This window comes from Paralimibaculum aggregatum (assembly GCF_030270585.1).
Classification (GTDB): domain Bacteria; phylum Pseudomonadota; class Alphaproteobacteria; order Rhodobacterales; family Rhodobacteraceae; genus Thermohalobaculum; species Thermohalobaculum aggregatum.
Genome location: NZ_BSYI01000001.1, coordinates 16,935 through 36,694, shown reverse-complemented (window position 1 = coordinate 36,694; position 19,760 = coordinate 16,935). Strand labels below are relative to the sequence as shown.

Genomic DNA, 19,760 nt, shown 5'->3' with positions numbered 1-19,760 from the left:
GCCCCCGATGCGTCACGAATGCACGCCCCGCGCCGCCATCCGCCCAGCCCGCCCGTGCCTTGCGAGAGGAGGCCCGCGATGAAGGTCCTGACGGTCTTCGGCACCCGGCCGGAAGCGATCAAGCTCGCCCCCGTGATCGCCGCGATGGCGGCCGATCCGGCGATCGACCAGCGGGTCTGCATCACCGGCCAGCACCGCGAGATGCTCGACCCGGTGCTCGGCGCCTTCGCGATCCGGCCGGATCACGATCTCGCGCTGATGCGCCCGGGCCAGAGCCTCAACCGCCTCGCCTCGCGGGCGCTCGGCGCGCTCGACCCGGTGCTGCAGGAGGAGCGGCCCGACCGCATTCTCGTGCATGGCGACACCACCACCGCGATGGCCGCGGCGGTCGCCGCCTTCCACCGGCGCATCCCGGTCGGCCATGTCGAGGCGGGGCTGCGCACCGGCGATCTCGGCAGGCCCTGGCCCGAGGAGATGAACCGGCGCTGCATCGACGCGGTGGCCGACCAGCTCTATGCGCCGACGCCGCTGGCCCGCGCCAACCTGCTGGCGGAGAATCTCGGCCCGCGCGAGATCGTCGTCACCGGCAACACGGTGATCGACGCGCTGCGCCTCGCCGAGGCGCGCCTCGGTTCCGGGCAGGAGGCGGCGCGGATCGCCGAACTCGCGCCGCTGGCGGCGCCGGGGGCGCGGCTGGTGCTCGTCACCGGTCACCGGCGCGAGAGCTTCGGCCAGGGTTTCGAGGATATCTGCACGGCGCTGGCCGATCTCGCCGCGCGGCAGGATGTCCGCATCGTCTACCCCGTGCATCTCAACCCGCAGGTGCGCGAGCCGGTGCATGCGCGGCTCGGCGGGCATCCGCGCATCCATCTGATCGAGCCGCTCGACTATCTGCCCTTCGTCTGGCTGCTGCGCCGGGCGCATTTGGTGCTGACCGATTCGGGCGGCGTGCAGGAGGAGGCGCCCTCGCTCGGCACGCCGGTGCTGGTGATGCGCGACGTCACCGAGCGCCCCGAGGCGGTGGCCGCCGGCACGGCGCAGCTCGTCGGCACCGATCCGGCGGCGATCGTTGCCGCCGCGGCCCGGCTGATCGAGGACAGCGCCGAGCATGCCCGCATCGCGCGCATCGCCAACCCCTATGGCGACGGCGCGGCAAGCGGCCGGATCCTCGCCGCGATCAAGGGCGAGCCGGTGTCCGAGTTCGCGCCGGATCCCGCGATCGCGGCGCAGCCCGCCCCCGTCGCGCTGACCGCCTGAGCCCGGGGCCGGCGCGTCCCGCCCCGACCGCCCGAGAGCCCCAGACCGCCCGAGAGCCCGAGGAGACCGCTCGCGATGCTTCGCCTCCTGCGCCGCCGCGCCGCCGATACCAACCCTGCCGCCATCGCCGAAGCCGCTCCGCCCGGCGCGGCGGGCCCGGCGGAGGCCGCCCCGGCAGAGGACACCCCGGCCGCCGAGCCCGGCGCCCCGCTCTTCGATGCCGCCTGGTATGCCGGCCATGCCGTCGATCGGGCGGTCGAGCCGCGGGCCGATTATCTCGAGCGGGGCTCGCAGGCGGCGCGCTCGCCCTGTCCGCTGTTCTCCCCCGCCTGGTACCGCGCGCGCTACAGGGATGTCGCGCTGGCCGGCGGCGAGCCGCTGGAGCACTGGCTGGCACATGGCTGGCGCGAGGGGCGCGACCCCTCGGGGCTGTTCTGCACCGCGGCCTATCTCGCGGCCTGCCCGGAGCTTGCCGGCGGCGACCGCGACCCGCTCTCGCACTGGCTCGCCGAGGGACGCGCCGCCGGCATCCGGCCGCATCCCAAGGTCGCGGCGTTCGATCCGGGGCAGCCGGACATCGCGCTCGCCATGCCCTATCTGGGCGACCGGACGGCGCTCGATCTCGCGCTCTGGGCGCTGGCGCAGGGCCGCGCCGGGCTGCCGGTCACCGTCTATCTCACCGATGCCGGCGACGAGCCGGCGCGGGGCGAGCTCGATGCGCTGGCTGAGGCGGTGGCGGCGCGGGGCGACGGGCTCGAGGTCAGGCGCCACTGCGTGCCCGGGGGCGACGCGCTGGCGCTCGCCAATGCCGGGCTCTGGGCGGCGCAGCAGGCCGGGCGGCACAGCCATGTCGGCCTGCTGGAGCAGGCGGCGCTGCTGCCGCGGGGGGCGCTTCGCGGGCTGGTCGATCTCTGGGCGCCGGTGGCCGCGCCGGTGCTCAACCTGGCCGAGACGGTGCAGGCGGTGCCGGTGGATTTCGACATCTATGCCTCTTCCGAGCCGCTGGCGGCGCTGGAGGGCTTCGCGGCCCGGCGCCGTGCGCTGATCCCGGGCGCGGTGACCGAGGCCGCGGCGCTGGAGCCGGCCTGCCTGCTGTTCGAGGCGGGGGCGCTCGAGGCGCTCGGCCTGCTCGACGAGAGCGCGCCGGATCTGCGCCAGGCCCTCGGGCGACTGCTGGCGGGGATGGACGGCCTCGGCCTCGCGCCCCCGGTGGTCGCGCGGCATATCTATGCGCACCGGCTGGAGCGCACGAGCATTGCCGGCGCGGCGCCCGGCGATCCGGTGGCGGCGGCGCTGGCGGCGGCGACGGCGGAGGCCGCGGATGCCGCGGCGCTCGGCTGCTGGACGGCGGATGCCCCGCGGCTCCTGGCGGCTCATGCGGCCCGGCGCGAGGCCGGCGCGGCGGCGCTCGGCCGCGAGCTGCGGCGCCTGCACACCCGGCTCGGCCGGCTCGAGACGGCAAGCCCCGCCGAGAGCCGGGGGCTGGCCGACGCCGCCGCCCTCTGCCCCTGGGACGAGGTTGCCTTCGGCGCCGCGCCGCAGCCGGTCTCGCTGGCCGATCCGGCCGGGCTCCGCGCTGCCTATCGCCGGGTGCAGGACGCGCTCTGGGCCGAGCTGATCGCGCGCGACCGGGCGAGCCTGGCCGACGTGCTGGGCATGCAGCCGGTCGCCGCGGCGCTGGCGCGGATCTTCGCCGCGGCCGATCCGGTGCTGGTGCTGACCATGGACACCGACCCGGTGACCGGCGACGAGAAGGACGGCTATGTCCAGCGCGTGGTGGCGATCGACAAGGCGCTGGCGCCGCGCGACCGGCTCTATCTCAAGATGGTCGAGGCGCGGGCCGGGCGGCCGGCGCTGGTGTTCCTCGATACCGGCATCTGGCGGCTCGAGATCGCCCATCGCGATCCCCTCGGCGAGGCGGTGCTGGCGGCGCTGCTGGGGCTTGGCGCCTGCGTCTACAGCCAGAGCCTCGTCGGCATCGACCCGCCGGTGCTGCGCCGCCTGCTGCCGGCGCGCCGCGGCCGCCTGATCATGGACATGCACGGCGCGGTCCCCGAGGAATTCGTGCTCTACGAGAACCATTACATGGCGCAGAAATACGCCGGATACGAAGCCTGGGCGGCGCGCGAGGCGGATCTGGTGGTCTGCGTCACCGATGCCATGGCGGCGCATTTCGCGGAGAAGCTGGGCCTCGCGCCGGAGCGGATGATCGTCTGCCCGATCTACACCCATTCCGGCCCGGCGCAGCTGCCCGCGCGGCCCTACAACGCCCGCCCGCGGGCGATCTATGCCGGCGGCACCCAGCGCTGGCAGTGCATCCCCGAGCTGGCCGCGGCCGTCGCCGCCACCGTCGAGGAGATCGACTGGTGCCTGCTGACGCCGGACCCGGAGGGCATGGCCCGGGCGCTCCGCCGCGCCGGGGTGGAGGAGGGCGCGCCCGGCCTCTCGCTGCGCGCGGCTGCGCAGGCGCAGGTCTTCGCCACCTATCAGCGCTGCGATTTCGGCCTGCTGCTGCGGGAGGACTGCACGGTCAACCGCGTCGCCTGCCCGACCAAGCTGATCGAATACCTGCGTTTCGGCGTGATCCCGGTGCTCGACACGCCGCATGTCGGCGATTTCGCGGCGATGGGCATGCGCTACCTCGATGCCGCGGCGTTCCGCGAAGGCCGGCTGCCCGGCCCCGACGCCCGCGCCGAGATGGCCGCCGCCAACCACGCGGTATTCCGCAGCCTGCTGGCCCGCTCGCGCGCGGGGCTCGGGCAGATCGCCGCCGCGGTCGCCGAGGCCGGCCCGGCCGCCGCCGCCCCGCAACGGATCAGGAGCACCGCATGAGCCGCGTGAAGAGCCCCGTGAAAAGGCCCGCGATGAACCCTGTGATGAACCCGGTGACGGGCCCGTCGACAGGCGCTGCGCCGCCGCTGTCCGTCGGCCTCGTCGTCCCCTCCTTCGACAAGGGCGGGCTCGAGCAGGTCGCGCTCAATCTCTATCGCGGCTATCGCGCGCGCGGCTGCCGCGTCGTCGTGCTGGTGGAGAACAACATCGCCGGCGCCATGCTCGGCCGGCTCGAGAGCCCGGACCACGCGGTGATCCTCAACCGCGAGGAGCCGCGCTTCGTCGAGACGCTGGCGGCGCACGGGATCGAGGTGCTGCACTACCACTATTCGAGCTTCGGCCTCGCGGCGGCGCGCGCGCTCGGCATCTTCACGCTCTACACCCTGCACAATGTCTACACCTGGCTCGACGATGCCGGCTTCGCCCATCATGCCCGGCAGGTGCTGCAGGCCGACCGCGTGACCGCCGTCTCGGAATTCGTGCGCAGCTATTTCGCCGGCCGGGCCGGCTGCCCCGCCGACCGCATCGAGCTGATCCCCAACGGCGTCGATCTCGGCTGGCTGGAGGGGGCGGCGCCGCTGCCCGATCTCGGCCTGCCGGAGGGGCGCTTCGTCTTCGCCATGCCGGCGAGCTTCCATCCGGTGAAGCATCATCCGCTGGCGATCCGCGCCGCCGAGATGCTGGCCGAGCGCCACCGGGGCTTCCAGCTCGTGCTGCTCGGCAATCCGGGCGAGGAGGCCTATGGCGCGCATGTCGAGCGGCTGATCGCGGCCTCGCCGGCGCGCGCGCGGATCACCCGGGTCGACTATGTGCCGCACGACGCCATGGCCGCCTTCTACCGCGAGGTGGTGGACTGCGTGCTGCTGCCGACGCTGCAGGAGGGCTGCTCCAACGTGGTGCTCGAGGCGCTGGCGGCGGACCGTCCGATGATCCTCACCGATGTCGGCAATGCCCGCGAGGCGCGGCGGATGAGCCCGCGGGTGCGGGTGATCGAGGCGGCGGAGGATGTCGCCGCGCTCGGCCCCGCGCGGATCGCCGCGCTCAGCCAGACCGGGGAGACGCGGAACCTGCGCGCGCTGGTCGAGGCGATGGCGGCGGCGCTGACCATGCGCGGCGGCGCGGCGGCGCCGGAGGTGCTGGCGGAGCGGCGCGCCGCGATCGGGCTCGACCGCATGGTCGATGCCTATCACCGGCTGTTCCGCCATTCGGCGCCGCTCAGCGCCGCGGCGGATGCCACTCAGCCCTGGCTGGTGCCGCTGGCCAGCCCGTCGAAGACGCCGGAGACGCTGGCATAGATCTCGAGATCGCATTCCAGCATCGCCTGCACGGCGGAGATCCCGGCCAGGGCATCGGCGATCTCCGCCGTTTCCGCGGCATGGGGGTCGCGCATCGGCGCCGGCGGCGGCAGCTCGAGCAGCGCCGCCGCGGCGGCCTCGAAATAGCCGGGCAGCTCGCCGGTCGAGACGATCTCGAAACCGGCCAGCGCGCGCAGCCCCGCCGCCACCGCCGCGGGCGCGCAGAGATCGCCGGGGCTGGCGGTGGTGAGCTGGCGCGCCAGCGGGTTGGAGAGCGCCGCCGCCACCCCGGGCTCGAGCCGGCGGAACAGCCGCCGCACCGCGCGCGCCGAGCCCGGGTCGAGGCCGTCCAGCGCCGCCGCCGCGCCGTGCAGCGCCAGCCGTTCGCGCACCGTGAGATGCCGCGCCAGCGGCCCGCGCGCCCCGGCGAGCACGGCGATGCGCTCGGCCAGCTCCTCGAAGGGGTCGCGCAGCTGCAGCATCACGGTCACCGAACCGTCGGTGAGGGCGGGATGCGCCGGCACCTGCACCCGCCCGCTGGCATAGCTCGAGGCGATGCCGTGGAGCAGGAAGAGCTGGTTGATCGTTTCCGCCCCGAAATGCTCGATGCGGCTGTGCCAGGCTTGGAAATGCGGCTCCATGGCGCGGTCGAAGCCGCTGTCGGCAAGCAGCCGCGTCTCCAGCCGGAAGATCCTCTGCCCGACCAGCCGGCGCCCGCCCGCCCGGCGGTAGAGGCAGAGCCCGCTGGCCGGCTCGCGCAGCTCGAGATCGGCGAGCGCGGCCAGCCCCGGCACCTCGGCCGGCCCGATCCGGAAGCCGCAGCGCCCGGTGGCGTGGCGCCCGGCGGCCACCAGCGCCGCGCGCGGCTCGCTGGCCTCGCCGTGCCAGAGCAGCGCGCCGCCGGCATGGAGGCAGAGCCGCGGCGTGTCGGAAAAACTGTCCGGCACCAGGTAGCCGGCGATCTCGGAGCCCGAATCCGCCTCGATGTTGAACAGCATTGTAAGCTCCCATTAACCGCGCGCGCCTAGGCTTTGTTCATCGCCTGTTGCGCTTTGGTACAGAATTCGTTCCGAGGCCAGCTTGACCCTAAACGGTTAATGAATGGGGAACCCATGTCGACCAGACTTGTCATCCTGGCCTGCGCCCTGCTGGCGTCGGCCTGTTCCGCCGTTCCGCGCTCCGGCCCCCTGACCGCCGATGTGTATGACGAGGCGGCGGCGCCGGAGGCGCTCGGCTTCGAGCTGATCGAGACCGATGCGGAGGTCGTCCGGCGCCTCGGCGCGGTCGAGCTCGGCGACGATCTCACGCGGCTGGCGCGCGGCCCGGCGATCTACGGGCGGCGCCTGCGCACTGGCGACCGGGTGCAGGTGATGCTGTTCGAGGCCACCGGCGGCGGGCTGTTCTCCGGCTCGGTCGAAGGCGGCGGCGGCGCCCGCGCGCTGCCCGAGCAGATCGTCTCGGCCAATGGCACGATCCGGGTGCCCTATGGCGGCAATGTCCGCGTGCGCGGGCTCTCGCCGGAGGCGGCGGCGCGGCGGATCGAGGCGGCGCTGCAGGGCCAGGCGATCGAGCCGCAGGCGGTGGTCAGCCTGGTCAGCTCGCCGAGCGCCTCGGTCACCGTGCTCGGCGATGCGGTGGCCGGCGGCGGGCGCGTGCCGCTCAGCGGCACCGGCGAGCGGGTGCTCGACATGGTGGCGGCGGCCGGCGGGCTGAGCAAGCCGATCCACGAGAGCGCGCTGCGCCTCACCCGCAAGCAGTCGAGCGCGCTGGTGGAGATGGATGCGCTGCTCGCCGAGCCGGCGCAGAACGTGGCGGTGCACCCGGCGGACGTGATCTCGGTGGAGCACCGGCCGCGGCATTTCTCGGTGCTCGGCGCGGTGGCGCAGAACGCCAGGATCGGCTTCGACCGGCCGCGGCTCTCGCTCGACGAGGCGCTCGGCATGGCCAACGGGCTGGTCGATGCGCGGGCCGATGCGGCGGGGGTCTTCGTGATCCGCTACGAGGCGCCTTCCGTGCTGGTCGGCATGCCGCAGGTGCCGGGGGCGCGGCTCGCGGGCTATGGCGCGGAGCCGGTGCCGGTGGTCTACCGGCTGGATTTCTCCAAGCCATCCGGGCTGTTGCTGGCCAAGCGCTTCCCGATCCGCCACCGCGACACGCTCTATGTGGCGAATTCCGAGCTGAACTCGCTGGAGAAGATCTTCCGCATCGTCTCGCTGGCTCTGCAGCCGGTGACGACCGGCGCCGTGATCGGCAATCTCGTGGTGAACTGATCGGACACCCGAACCGGAAGGCAGGACCGGGGGCGGGCGGCGCAGGCCGCGCGCCCCTCGGGCCTTTGGCGCCCGGCGAGGTCAGGCCATCTGCCTCTGCTGCCTGAGGGCGAGCGCCGGGCTGCCGGCCGGACCGAGATCGCCCGGCTCCGTGGCCGCATCGGCGGTACCGCCGGGCCGGGCCTGCGCGGCGAGGCCGAGCGCCTCGACCGGCCGGCAGAGCAGCCAGTGGCGCTCGGGCTTGCCGAGACGCCGGGCGATCTCCGCCACCGCCGCCGCGCGCCCCGCCGGGTCGTAGAACGAGCCGCGCAGCTGGATCCGGTCGGCGAGCGCGGCGAGGAAGGCATCGCGCAGCTCCGGCTCCGGCGCCTCCGGCCGCGCCCAGAACCGCCCGAGCCCGCCCTGATGCGTGAGCCCCGGCATGTCGTAGACCGCATCGCCGAGCGCCAGCACCGGCCGGCCGCGGCGCAGCGCATGGATGCCGACCGTCGAGTTGACCGTCAGCACCCCCTCGGCACGCTCTAGGAAGAGATCGAGCGATCCGCCGTCGATCGCCAGCACCCGGTCCGCCACGCCATGGGCGCGGGCCAGCCGGGCGATGCGGGCGGGCCAGTTCTCCCAGCCATTGTCCATCGGGTGCAGCTTGACCACGAGGCGAAGCCGCGCCGGCGCATGGGCGGCGAAGGAGGCGATGGCGTCCTCCAGCATCTCCGAGAGGCAGCCATAGGGCGAGGACGCGCGGATCTGGTAGTCGCTCTGCAGCTGCATGGCGAGCAGCACGAAAGGCCAGTCGCGCCGCCGGCAGGCCGCCTCGGCGCGCGCCGCCGCCCGCACCGCGGCGCCCCCGAGGCTCCATTTCCGGAGCCAGCTCAGATAGTCGAGCAGCGGGGGATAATGCTTGTCCGCCATATAGTTGGGAAAGATCGGCCGGCCCAGAACCATGGCGAGGTGAAACACCACCTCCGAGACGGCCTCGCGGGCGAAACCGTGGCGGTATCGCGGCGTTGCCTCGGGCACCGCGGCGTCCCCGGCCAGGCGCCGGATCTCCGCCGGATCGCGCGGGAAGCGGGACAGCGCCCCCATCGCCTCGGGCTCCATGGTCAGCCAGTCCGGCCGCAGATAGCCGTTCTCGATCGCCCAGGCGCGGATGCCGGCGGCGCGGGCCACCTCGATCGCCGCGGCGTGATAGGGCAGCCGGTCGGCATAATAGAGAATGTCGGTCACCCCCTCGGCCGCGATCAGCGCCGAGAGATGCGCCGGCCAGTCCGCCAGCCGGCCGCGCCAGAGCCGCTGCCCGCGCCGCCGCCAGAGCGCGAGATCGGCCAGGCAGAAGCCGACATGCAGCACGCGAAACCCCTCTGCGCGCAGCCCGTCGCCGAGCTCGCGCCAGAACCGGCAGGGAGGGCCCTGGAGCATCAGGACGGTGCGGGGCGGGCTCGGGCGCATGCGGGGCTCCTTCCGGACGGGCCGGGCAGCGGATCGCGGGCGCGAAATCCGGGCCGGCGTTACCTCCGGTTTACCCTTCATCGGTTAACACTCTGCCTATGCCGACCAGGAACCGGACAGGGAGCGGCGAAGGCCGCAGGATCATGCTGCTGCAGGGGCCGGCCTCCTGGTTCTTCCTGCGGCTCGCGGCGGCGCTGCGGGCGGAGGGGGCGGAGGTGCTGCGCGTGCTGCTCTGCCCGGGGGACCGGCTGTTCTGGCGCGGCCCGGCGCTTCGCTATCGCGGCCGGCCGGAGGGCTGGGCGGGCTGGATCGGCGCGCGCCTCGCGGCCGAGCGGGTGAGCGATCTCGTCTGCCTCGGCGACGGGCGGTTCTGGCACCGCGCGGCGATCGCGCAGGCCGAGGCGACGGGGGTGCGCGTGCATGTGGTGGAGCAGGGCTATCTGCGCCCCGGCTGGCTGACGCTGGAGCCCGGCGGCATGGGCGCGCGCTCGCGCATCCCGCGCTGCCCGGTGCGGATCCGGGGCTTTGCCGGCGCGGTCGAGGCCCAGCGCTTCGCCGCGCCCTTCGCCAGCTATGCGGCGATGGATGTGGCGTGGAACCTCGCCAACCTGCTCGGCCGGCCGGCCTGGCCGCGCTACCGCACCCATGCGCTGCATGGCCCTGTCGCGGACTGGGCCGGCTGGATCGGCAAGGCGCTCGGCGCGCCGCTGGCCGCGCGGCGGGTGCGGGCCGGCATGGCACGGGCGCTGGGCGCGGCGGGGCCGGTCTTCCTCCTGCCGCTGCAGCTCGAGACCGATTTCCAGATCCGGCGCGACGGGCCGCCTGGCGGGCTCGCGGCGGTGCTGGATCGCGTCGTCGCGGATTTCGCCGCCCATGCGCCGGGCAATGCGCTGCTGCTGGTCAAGCGCCATCCGCTCGACAACGGGCTGGCGCTCTGGGCGCGGCGGGTGCGGCGGCTGGCGGCGCGCCACGGGGTCAGCGGCCGGGTGCTCTATCTCGCCGGCGGCGATCTCGAGCGGCTGCTGGCCTCGGCTGCCGGCGTGGTGACGGTGAACTCCACCGTGGGGCTCGGCGCGCTGCAGGCCGGCGTGCCGGTGATCCCGCTCGGCGCGGCGGTCTATGACGTGCCGGGCATGACCCATCGCGGGCCGCTGGCCGGGTTCTGGTCGGCGCCGCAGCCGCCGGAGGACGGGCTGGTCGCGGCATTCGCCGCCATGCTCGCGGCCACCGTGCAGGTGCCGGGCGGGTTCGACGGCAGCGGCGCCGAGCCCGGCGCCCGGGGCGTCGCGGCGCGCATCCTCGCGCCGGCGCCGTTCTGAGGGCGCGGGATGAAGCCGCGCAACATCGTCATCACCGGCGCCTCGTCGGGGATCGGCGCGGCCCTGGCCGGGGCGCTGGCCGCACCGGGGCGGCGCCTGCTGCTGGTCGCACGGTCCGAGGCGCGGCTGGCTGCCGTTGCCGAACGGGTGCGTGCCGCCGGCGGTGCGGCGGAATGCGCCGCCATCGATGTCCGCGCCGCCGATCCGCTGGCCGGGACGCTGACCGGCTTCGACGCGCGGGCGCCGGTCGATCTCCTCATCGCCAATGCCGGGATCAGCGGCGGCACCGCGCCCGATGGCCGCTGGGAGAGCCGGGCGGATGCAGCCCGCGTGGTCGAGACCAACCTGATCGGCGCGATCAACACCGTCAGCCCGCTGCTGCCGGCGCTGCGCGCGCGCGGTGCCGGGCGCGTGGTGCTGATGAGTTCGCTCGCCGCCCTGCGCCCGCTGCCCGACATGGCGGCCTATGGCGCGAGCAAGGCGGGGCTGCGGGCCTATGGCACGGCGCTGCGCGGCGCGCTGCGGCCGCACGGGGTGGGGGTCACGGTGATCTGCCCGGGTTTCGTGACCTCGCCGATGACCGCGCGCCATCGCGGCGCCCGACCCTTCGAGATGCCGGCGGACCGGGCGGCCCTGCGCATCCTCACGGGTGTCGCGCGCGGCCGCGCGGTAGTCAGCTTCCCGCGGGCCTTGGCGTTCCTCTCCTGGGCGGATCGCTGCCTGCCGGCCGGGCTGTCGGACCGGCTGGCGGCGGGCTTCGCCGCGCGCATCGCGGCGGAGGAGGCGGAGCGCTAGAGCGCCGAGAGCGCCGCCGCCGTCTCCGCCACCGCGCGGTCGATCTCCGCCTCGGTGTGCTCGGCGGTGATGAAGAAGCGCAGCCGGGCCTGGCGCTCCGGCACCGCGGGATGCACGATGGGCAGGGCATAGATCCCCCGTTCGAAGAGCGCGGCCGAGGCTCTCAGCGCGCGCAGGCTGTCGCCCACCATCACCGGCATCACCGCGAAGCCCTGGCCGAGGCCGGTGTCGATCCCGGCCGCCCGCGCACGGTCGCGGAAGCGCGCGGCCCGCGCCTGGAGCCGCGCAACCCGCTCCGGCTCTCGCGCCATCAGCGCCAGCGCGGTGGTGGCCGCGGCGGCCAGCGGCGCGGCGAGCGCCACCGAGAAGACGAAGCCCGAGGCGCGCGCCTTGAGGTGCCGGACGAGCGCCGCCTGCCCGCAGATGTAGCCGCCGCAGGAGGCCAGCGTCTTGGAGAGCGTGCCCATCCAGATGTCCACCGCGGCGGGCGGCACGCCGCAATGCTCCGCCAGCCCGCGGCCGGTGGCGCCGAGCACGCCGAGGGAATGCGCCTCGTCGACCATCAGCCAGGCCCCGTGGCGGCGCTTGATCTCCACCAGACGGGCGAGGTCGGGAATGTCGCCATCCATCGAGTAGAGCCCCTCCACCGCGATCAGCACGTGCCGGAAATCGCCGCGCCGGCGGGCCAGGCTGTCCTCGAGCCAGTCGAGATCGTTGTGCGGCATGGTCAGGCGTGCGGCGCCGGAGAGCTGCGCGCCGACGGTGACCGAGTTGTGCGCCAGCGCATCGTGCAGGATCAGGTCCTGCGGGCCCATCAGCGCGCCGATCCCGGTGACATTGGTGGCATGGCCGGAGACGAAGACGACGCAGTCCTCCGTGCCCTGCATCTTTGCGAGCGCCGCCTCGAGCTGGCGGTGATGCGCCCGCTCGCCGCCGACCAGCCGGCTGGCCGAGGCGGAGACCCCCCAGCGCGCCACCGCGTCCCGCGCCGCCGCGATCAGCTCGGGATGTGCGTTCAGGCCGAGATAGTCGTAGCTGGCGAAGGAGAGCTGCGGCCGCCCCTCGATCACCGGAGCGGTGGTGGGCCCGCTCTCGTTCAGCCGGTAGAACGGGTGCTCCAGCCCCAGCGACTCGAGCGCGGCGAGCTGCAGACGGATCGGGCGGTGCTCCGGCAGATCCTCGAAATCATAGTCGGCACCCGCTGGTGCGGGGGTGGTGTCGGCAGCATCCGCAGGGCCCGGCGCGGGCCGCGCCGCCGCCTGAGCGCGCAGCCGGGCGACCAGCGCCGCACCCTCGGCCCTGCCGCTCATCGGGCGGGCTCCGCCGCGGCGTTGCGGACATCCTTCGCCGCGGCGGCGCGAAGGCGCGATGCGGTCTCCGGGCGCAGGGCGTCGTCCCTCGTGGCCACATGCTGGCGGATCAGCCGCTCCATGGTGGCATCGGCCGGGGCGCCGTCGCCCGGCCTGGTGGCGCTGTCCGCGCCCGTCTCGCCAGCGCGCAGACCGGCGAGCAGCTGCCGCGCGAGATCGGCGATGGTCGTGTCCTCGCCGAGATGCAGGGTGGGCAGGGAGGCCCCGAGGCGCGCCTCGATCGCCAGCTTCAGATCCACCGACATCAGGCTGTCGAGCCCGAGATCGAGCAGCGTGCGGTGCGGGTCGAGCGCCTCCTCGGGCTGGCGCAGGACCGATGCCAGCGCCTCGCCAAGCGCCGCGGCGAGGCGGGCGAGCGCCTCGGCCTCCGGCAATCCCGCAAGCGTCTCCGCGAGCGGGGCCTGGCTGGTCGCCGCGTTGCCCGCGGGCACCACATGCGCGAAGCGGGGCGCCGAAAGCGCCGGCAGGCGCGCCGCGAGGCGGCCCCAGGGCAGCGGCGCGAGCAGGACCTCCGGCGGCGGCGCCGGATCGTCGAGCAGCCGGCCGAGATCGTCAAGCATGGCCGCCGCCGGCATCACCCCCGGGCCCAGCGCCTGCGCCATGCGGGCGCGCAGCTCCGGCGCATGGGCGAGATGGCCGGCATCGGCCACCGGCCCGAGCGCGACGGCGAGGCCCGGCAGCCCCGCGGCGCGGCGACCCCGCGCGATTGCGCCGAGCGCTGCGTTCGCCGCGGCATAGGCGCCCTGACCGGGATTGCCGAGCTCCGCCGCGGCCGAGCCGAGCAGGACGAACCAACGCGGTGCCAGCGCGCGGGTCAGCCGGTCGAGATGCCGGGCGCCGTCGAGCTTCGGTGCGAGCACCGCGCGGTCGTCCTCCGCGGATTGCGCCGCGAAGGCGCCGTCGCGCAGCACCATCGCGGCATGGATGACGCCCTCGAGCGGACCCTCCGCCGCGACGCGGTCGACAAGCTCTGCCGCCGCGGCGGGGTCGGCGATGTCCGTGGCCTGGCAGCGGATCTCTGCCCCCGTCGCCTCGAGCGCGGCGAGGGCCGCTGCATCGCCGGGCCGGGGGCGACCGCTGCGCGAGACCAGCCAGAGCCGGCGCGCCCCGCGGGCCGCGAGGCGGCGGGCGATCGCGAGGCCGAGCCCGCCGAGCCCGCCGGCGATCAGCCAGGTGCCGCCCGGCGCGGGCTGCCCGCGGCGCGGCGCGGGCGGCGCCTCGACCACGATCTTGCCCAGATGCCCGGCGCCCTGCATCAGCCGGAAGGCGGCGCCCACATCCGCCGCGCCGAAGCGCTGCACCGGCAGCGGCGGCAGGCGCCCCTCCGCCAGCGCCTCGCCGAGCCGTGCCATGACCCGCGCCGCGACCTCCGGGCAGTCCGCCAGCAGGCTGTCGGCATCCAGCGCCAGGAACCGCCGGTTGCCCGAAAGGCTGCCGAGCGCGATGCGCGTGTTCTCGAGGAAATCGCGCTTGCCGAGCTCGACGAAGCGGCCGAACGGGGCGAGGCAGTCGAGCGAGCGGCGCAGCGCCTCGCCGGACAGGCTGTTGAGCACCACATCGGCCCCGCGCCCGGCCGTCGCATCGCGCACATGGTCGGCAAAGTCGAGGCTGCGGCTGTCGAACACCGCCGCCGCCCCGAGGGCCGTGAGAAGCGCCCGCTTGTCGGCGCTGCCGGCGGTGGCGAGCACCCGGGCGCCGCGGGCCCGCGCGAGATGCAGCGCGGCCAGCCCGACCCCGCCGGCGCCGCCATGGATCAGCACGGTCTCGCCCGCGGCGAGGCCGGCCAGCTCGGTCAGCGCGCAGTCGGCGGTGAAGAGGGCCACCGGCAGGCCCGCGGCGTGGACGGGGTCGATGCCCTCGGGCAGCGTCAGCACCGCCTCGCGCCGGGCGCAGGCATGGCTCGCGAAGGCATCGGCGGCGATCGCCGCCACCGGCTGGCCCGGCGCGATGCCGGCCTCCGCGCCGGCGGCAACCACCCGGCCGGCGCATTCCATGCCGAGGCAGGCACCGGTGAGCCCCGGTGCCAGGAGCGCCTCGGGCAGCCCGCCCTGTGCCCAGATCAGGTCGCGGAAGTTCAGCCCCGTGGCGGCAATCTCGATCTCCACCTCGCGCGGCCCCGGGGTGCGGCGTGCGGCCGTGGTCCAGGCGAGGCTCGACGGATCGCCGCGCCGGCGGAGCGCCAGGCGGCTCAGCCGCGGTGCGTCTCCCGGCATGGTCGGGCGCATGGCAAGGTCCGGGGCGGGCAGGAGCCGGGGCGCCGTCAGCATCCCCGCCCGCAGCGTGAGCTCGTGCTCGTCCGGCGGATCGGCGATGATCGCCGCGATGCGGCGGGCGGCATCCGCGCCGTCGAGCCCGGGCGCGAGGCGGAGCAGCCGCCTCCCGGCCTCCGGCTGCTCGTTGGCCAGCACCCGGAGCAGCGCCGCGATCGCCTCGCTCCTCGGATCTGCGTCGCCCGTGGTCTCCAGCACCAGCCAGAGCCGCCGACCGGATGCCGACAGCGCGGCGCGCACGGCGCCCAGATCGGCCGCGAGCCCCGCGGCATCCGCGGCGCGCGGCGGCAGGACGACCACCCGCTCCGGCGCCAGCGGATCGATCCGGCAGGCGGCGGCAAGCGCGGCGGCGAGAGCATCTCCGGGCGGTGCCTCGAGCGCGACCGCGGGGGGCTCGGCCGGCGTATCGGTGCCGGCTGCCGCGCCGGGCGCAGCGGCGACGATCAGCACCCCGTCCGCGAGGCCGCCGAGGGGCAGCGGCTCGGTCACCGCGAAGCCGGCCTCCGTCAGCCGCGCGCAAAGCCCGGCGGCGTCCGCCGCCACCGGCGAAGCGGGCGCCACCACCGCCTGCAGGAGATCCCGGCCGGGCGCGAAGACCAGCAGCGCGGCGCCCGGCACGAGCGCCGCCGCAAGGCGCGCCAACCAGACCCGGTCGACCGTGCCGAGCCCCTGCGGCGCGACCGCGATATCGGCCGGCCCCGCAGCCCGGAACGCCTCAAGCGCACCCTCCCGCTCCGGATCGATCTCGCGGATCGAGGCGATGCCCGGCGCGGCCCCGAGCGCACGGCGCAAGGCCGCGGGCGCGTCTCCAAGCAGCAGAATGCGCCGCCGCCCGGCTTCCGGCCATGCGCCGATCAGCGCCGCTGCCGCGGCCTCCGTTGCGGCTGCGGCGGCGCGCGCGGCAGGGCAGCCGGTCTCGCTGGTCGGCAGGTCCAGCGGCGCCGCGGCCGGATCGGCGAGCCGGCGCTCGAGATCGAGCACGCGGCGCAGGCGCGGCGCATCCTCCGGCGCGAGGGCGAGCAGTGCCGCGATCAGCTCGGCTCGCGGCGGATAGGGACAGGACCCGGTGCCGGGAACGGCGCCGTCCTCCGCAAGCGCGGCGCGGAGCCTGGCCGCCAGCGCATCCTCGGTGCCCGAGGCGCGCGGCGGGAGCCGCTCCCAGGCGATCCTGCGGGCGAGCGCATCCAGCAGCAGCCGGCCCTCGTCTGCCTCCTCCCGCACCTCTGCCGCGAGGGCGGCGGCGACCGCGCCGCGCAGCACCTCTGGGCCAGGCGGGGCAGGCGGGGCAACCGGCACTTCGCCGACGGTCCAGAAGCGGCTGGCCGCCGGACCGGCCCGGGCCACGCGGTCGAGCCCGAGGCCGTCGACGCGCAGCACCGCCCGCCCGGCCGCATCGAGCAGCACGACATCCGCCGTCACCGCCTCCGGGGAGACATGATCGAGGCGAAGCTCCGCGGCGACCGGATCCGTGCCGGCGCCCGGCCGCAGCCGGCCGATCCGCCGCGGCAGGAGCAGATCGCCGGCCAGCGCCTCCTCGGGCAGTGCCGCCGCGATGATCGGGTGCAGCGCCTGAAAGGCCGCATCCAGCGCGCCGGGGTCGAACCGGTGGCCGGAGAACGCCGCGCTGCGCGGGTCGCCGGTGAGCCGCACCAGCCCCTCCCTGCCGGCGAATGCGAGGCTGGAGACCCGCCGGAAGGGAGCGCCGTAGCGCAGCCCGTCCGCCTCCAGCGCGGCATAGAGTGCCGGCGCGTCGCAGCTCCGGGCGGCCTCCGATGCGCGCCATCCGAGCGGTGCGGGGCGGGCGCCGATCGGGGCGATGCTGGCCTGCGCATGCAGCACCCAGGAGGGCGGCGCGCCGGCCTCCGGACTGCCCCCGGTTTCGCCGCGGCTCTCGATCAGGACGATGGCGGCGGCGGCCTCTACCCGGCAGCGCAGGTGGCGGCTCTCGCCCTCGGCCAGGGCCAGCCCGGCGCGCAGCTCGAGCGCGGCGACCTCCGCCCGCCCGGTGCCATGCACCGCCTCCGCCGCCACCAGGGCGATCTCGGAGAAGGCCGCCGCCGGCATGGTCGCACGGCCCTCGACGAGATGCGCGGCGAGCCAGGGATGCAGCGCGGCATCGACCGGCGTCTCCCAGCAATGGGGGCCCGTCGGCGCTCCGAGCAGCGGATGGTCGCATGCCGGCTCGCGCGGGATGGCGCGGCAGGTCCTCAGCTCCCACTGCGTCGGCGGCGGCGCGGCACGGAGCGGGGCGGCCGGGCCGAAGACGCGGGCCTCGTCGATCGCGGAGCCATGGGCAAGCGCCTCCGCCACGATCCGCTCGACGCCGGCCCGCGCCGCCGGCCCGCGGATGTCGAGGCTCGCGAGCACCGCGGCCGGGCGGCCCTCGGCGGCGAGCGTGTCCGCGATATAGGCGCGCAGCACCGGCCGCGGGCCGATCTCGAGGAAGATCCCGCAGCCCGCGCGCCCGAGCGCCGCCACGGCCTCGCGAAACCGGACGGGCTCGCGCACGTTGCGCCACCAGAAACCGAGATCGAGCGCCTCGCCGGCCACCGCCCCGCCCTCGGTCGCGGCCGCCAGGGGGATCGCCGAAGGGCGTGGGCGGATCTCGCCCAGCGCCGCGAAGAAGCGATCTCGCAGCGGCTCGAGCGCCGGGCTGTGATAGGGATAGGCGACGTCGAGCGGCCGCGCCGCCAGCCGCGCGCCCCGGGCGAAGCGGCGGAAGGCGGCGATCGCTGCCGCGTCGCCGGAGAGGGTGGTGCCCTCCGGCGCATTGTCCCCCGACAGCGCGAGGCCGGGAATGCCGGAACGGGCGATCGCCGCCTCGGCCTCGTCGCGGCTTGCGCGCAGGGCCAGCATGCCGCCCGGCGGCAGCGCGTTCAGAAGCGGGCCGCGGGTGGCGATCAGGCGCACCGCGGTGGCGAGATCGAGCGCGCCGGCGGCCCAGGCCGCGGCCACCTCGCCGACCGAATGGCCGATCGCCGCCTGCGGGCGCAGCCCCGCCGCCGCCAGCGCTTCGACGAGCGCGACCTGCAGCGCGAACAGCGCCGGCTGCGCGCGGCGGGCGTCGCGCAGCGCCTCCGCCGGGGCATCGGCGAGCCCGCGCGGGTCCTGCAGCGGATCGATGGCGGCGAAGCGCTCGGCCACCGCATCGAAGGCCCGGCGATAGACCGGATCGGAGCGGTAGAGATGCGCCCCCATCGCCGGGTATTGCGCACCGTTGCCGGCGAAGGCGAAGGCGATCCGCGCGCCGCTGGCCGGCAGCTGGCCGCGGATCACGGCGCCGGGATCCGCGAGCGGATAGGGCTCCGCGCCCTCGCCGGGCAAGATCACCGCGCGGTGGGCGAGGCGCGCGCGCCGATGCGCCGCGGCATTGGCGAGCGCCGCCGCCTCCTCGGGGGCCGCCGCCGCCAGCCGCTGCCGCCAGGCCGCCAGCTGGCGCTCGAGCCCCGCCGCGGTCGCGGCCGAGATCACCAGCGCGCCGGGGGCCGCGGGCACCGCTGTGCCGCTGGGGCGCGGTTTCGGTGCGGCGACCACCGCGCAGGCGTTGGCGCCGCCGAAACCGAAGGCATTGACCACGGCGGCCCGGCCCGCCGGATCGAGCGGCGCGCCTTCGGCCACGATGCGCAGATTGCGCGCCTCCGGGTCGACCCCGGGGCCGGCGCGCGCGTATCCGAGCGAGGGCGGCAGCGCGCGCCGCTCCATCGCCAGCGTTGCCTTCAGCAGCCCCGCCAGCCCCGAGGCCGGCTCCAGATGGCCGATACTGGGCTTCAGCGTCGCCACCGGCACCGGCGCTGCGCGGGCCTGGCCGAGCGCCAGGCCGATCGCTTCGGCCTCCTGCGGATCGCCCACCGGCGTGCCGGTGCCATGGGCCTCCACGAAGGCGATCTCGGCGGCCGTGAGCCCCGCTGCCCGCACCGTCCCGGCGATCAGCGCCGCCTGGCGCGCGGCTGCCGGACGGGTGATGCCGCCCTGCCGGCCGGTGCTGTTGACCCCGGTGGCGAGCAGCCGGCCGCGGATCCGGTCGCCCGCCGCCTCCGCCGCGCTGCCCCGGCCGAGCAGCAGCGCCACCGCGCCCTCGCCGCGGACATAGCCGTCGGCCTCCGCATCGAAGGCCCGGAGCCGCCCGCTCGGCGACAGCATCCCCGCCCGCGAGAAGCCGACGAAGGGCGCCGGCGAGAGCAGGGCATGCACGCCGCCGACCAGCGCATAGTCGATCTCCCCCGCGGCCAGCGCCTTCGCGGCCCGGTCGAGCGCCACCATCGAGGCCGAGCAGGCGGTGTCCACCGTGAAGCTGGGCCCCGTGAGATCGAGCACATGGGAGAGCCGGTTGGCCACGATGCTGAGGGTGTTGCCGGTCATGAACGGCGCGTCGATGCAGTCCGGCCGCTCGAGGAAGCCGTGGCTGTGGTCCATCGCCGCGCAGCCGACGAATACCCCGGTGCGCGCCGCGGAGAGGCGCGCCGGCAGCACGCCGGCATCCTCGATCGCCTCCCACGCGGTCATCAGCAGCAGGCGCTGCTGCGGGTCCATCTGCTCGGCCTCGCGGATCGAGAAGCCGAAGAAGCCGGGGTCGAACGCCCAGATCCCGTCGACCAGCGCGGCGGCATCGGTATAGCTGCGCCCGCGGCGGCGCGGATCGGGGTGGAGATGGCGCGAAGCCGGCCAGCGTGCGCCCTCCATCGGTGCGATCGCCGAGCGCCCGGCCGTCAGCATCTCCCAGAACGCCGCCGGGTCGGCGGCACCCGGCAGCCGGCAGGCATGGCCGAGGATCGCCACATCGCGCGCGGCGGGCAGCGGGGCGGCGGCAGGCCCCGATCCTGCCTCCCGGTCCGTGTCGTGCCCCGCAGCCGGTTGATCTGCCGTCGGATCGAGCTCGTTCTGATACACCGTCCACCCCCGGACCGGC

The 19,760-nt window shown here is 75.7% G+C and carries 10 protein-coding genes; 6 read left to right on the top strand and 4 right to left on the bottom strand.

Annotated elements, in window-relative coordinates; genetic code table 11:
- The first annotated feature begins 78 nt into the window (after positions 1-78).
- The 3 genes from wecB to QSJ97_RS00120 all read left to right on the top strand — a co-directional run bounded on the left by wecB (position 79) and on the right by QSJ97_RS00120 (position 5,384).
- The gene (gene wecB / locus QSJ97_RS00130; protein WP_285669440.1) at positions 79-1,257 is read left to right on the top strand and encodes a non-hydrolyzing UDP-N-acetylglucosamine 2-epimerase; all 1,179 of its coding nucleotides are present in this window, start codon (positions 79-81) and stop codon (positions 1,255-1,257) included.
- 75 nt (positions 1,258-1,332) lie between these two features.
- A complete protein-coding gene (locus QSJ97_RS00125) occupies positions 1,333-4,089 on the top strand; it encodes a glycosyltransferase family 4 protein (protein WP_285669439.1) in 2,757 nt (918 codons plus the stop codon).
- Positions 4,086-5,384, top strand: coding sequence for a glycosyltransferase family 4 protein (locus QSJ97_RS00120; protein ID WP_285669438.1), 1,299 nt, complete (start codon positions 4,086-4,088; stop codon positions 5,382-5,384). The genes QSJ97_RS00125 and QSJ97_RS00120 overlap by 4 nt, the downstream gene beginning before the upstream one ends.
- On the opposite strand, the gene QSJ97_RS00115 is transcribed toward QSJ97_RS00120, so the two are convergent.
- The gene (locus QSJ97_RS00115; RefSeq protein ID WP_285669437.1) at positions 5,327-6,382 is read right to left on the bottom strand and encodes a hypothetical protein; all 1,056 of its coding nucleotides are present in this window, start codon (positions 6,380-6,382) and stop codon (positions 5,327-5,329) included. The genes QSJ97_RS00120 and QSJ97_RS00115 overlap by 58 nt on opposite strands.
- A gap of 114 nt (positions 6,383-6,496) precedes the next feature.
- On the opposite strand from QSJ97_RS00115, the gene QSJ97_RS00110 reads away from it, so the two are divergent.
- Positions 6,497-7,654 (top strand): polysaccharide biosynthesis/export family protein, encoded by a 1,158-nt coding sequence (locus QSJ97_RS00110; RefSeq protein WP_285669436.1) that lies wholly within the window; start codon positions 6,497-6,499, stop codon positions 7,652-7,654.
- A gap of 81 nt (positions 7,655-7,735) precedes the next feature.
- Here QSJ97_RS00110 and QSJ97_RS00105 read toward each other — a convergent pair whose 3' ends face one another.
- Positions 7,736-9,100 carry a capsule polysaccharide biogenesis protein gene (locus tag QSJ97_RS00105; protein ID WP_285669435.1) on the bottom strand — a complete coding sequence of 455 codons (1,365 nt, stop codon included), beginning with the start codon at positions 9,098-9,100 and terminating at the stop codon, positions 7,736-7,738.
- Between the two features lie 143 nt (positions 9,101-9,243).
- On the opposite strand from QSJ97_RS00105, the gene QSJ97_RS00100 reads away from it, so the two are divergent.
- Together QSJ97_RS00100 and QSJ97_RS00095 are read left to right on the top strand one after the other, a co-directional pair.
- Positions 9,244-10,419 carry a capsular biosynthesis protein gene (locus QSJ97_RS00100; protein ID WP_285669434.1) on the top strand — a complete coding sequence of 392 codons (1,176 nt, stop codon included), beginning with the start codon at positions 9,244-9,246 and terminating at the stop codon, positions 10,417-10,419.
- A 9-nt stretch (positions 10,420-10,428) separates the two neighbouring features.
- Entirely contained in the window at positions 10,429-11,214 is a 786-nt protein-coding gene (locus QSJ97_RS00095) for an SDR family NAD(P)-dependent oxidoreductase (RefSeq protein WP_285669433.1), read from the top strand.
- Here QSJ97_RS00095 and QSJ97_RS00090 read toward each other — a convergent pair.
- Both QSJ97_RS00090 and QSJ97_RS00085 read right to left on the bottom strand, forming a co-directional pair.
- Complete coding sequence (locus QSJ97_RS00090) at positions 11,211-12,524, bottom strand: aminotransferase class I/II-fold pyridoxal phosphate-dependent enzyme (RefSeq protein ID WP_285669432.1); 1,314 nt, start codon at positions 12,522-12,524, stop codon at positions 11,211-11,213. The two genes, QSJ97_RS00095 and QSJ97_RS00090, sit on opposite strands and share 4 nt — an antisense overlap.
- Positions 12,521-19,741 (bottom strand): type I polyketide synthase, encoded by a 7,221-nt coding sequence (locus tag QSJ97_RS00085; RefSeq protein WP_285669431.1) that lies wholly within the window; start codon positions 19,739-19,741, stop codon positions 12,521-12,523. The genes QSJ97_RS00090 and QSJ97_RS00085 overlap by 4 nt, the downstream gene beginning before the upstream one ends.
- Positions 19,742-19,760 lie beyond the last annotated feature (19 nt).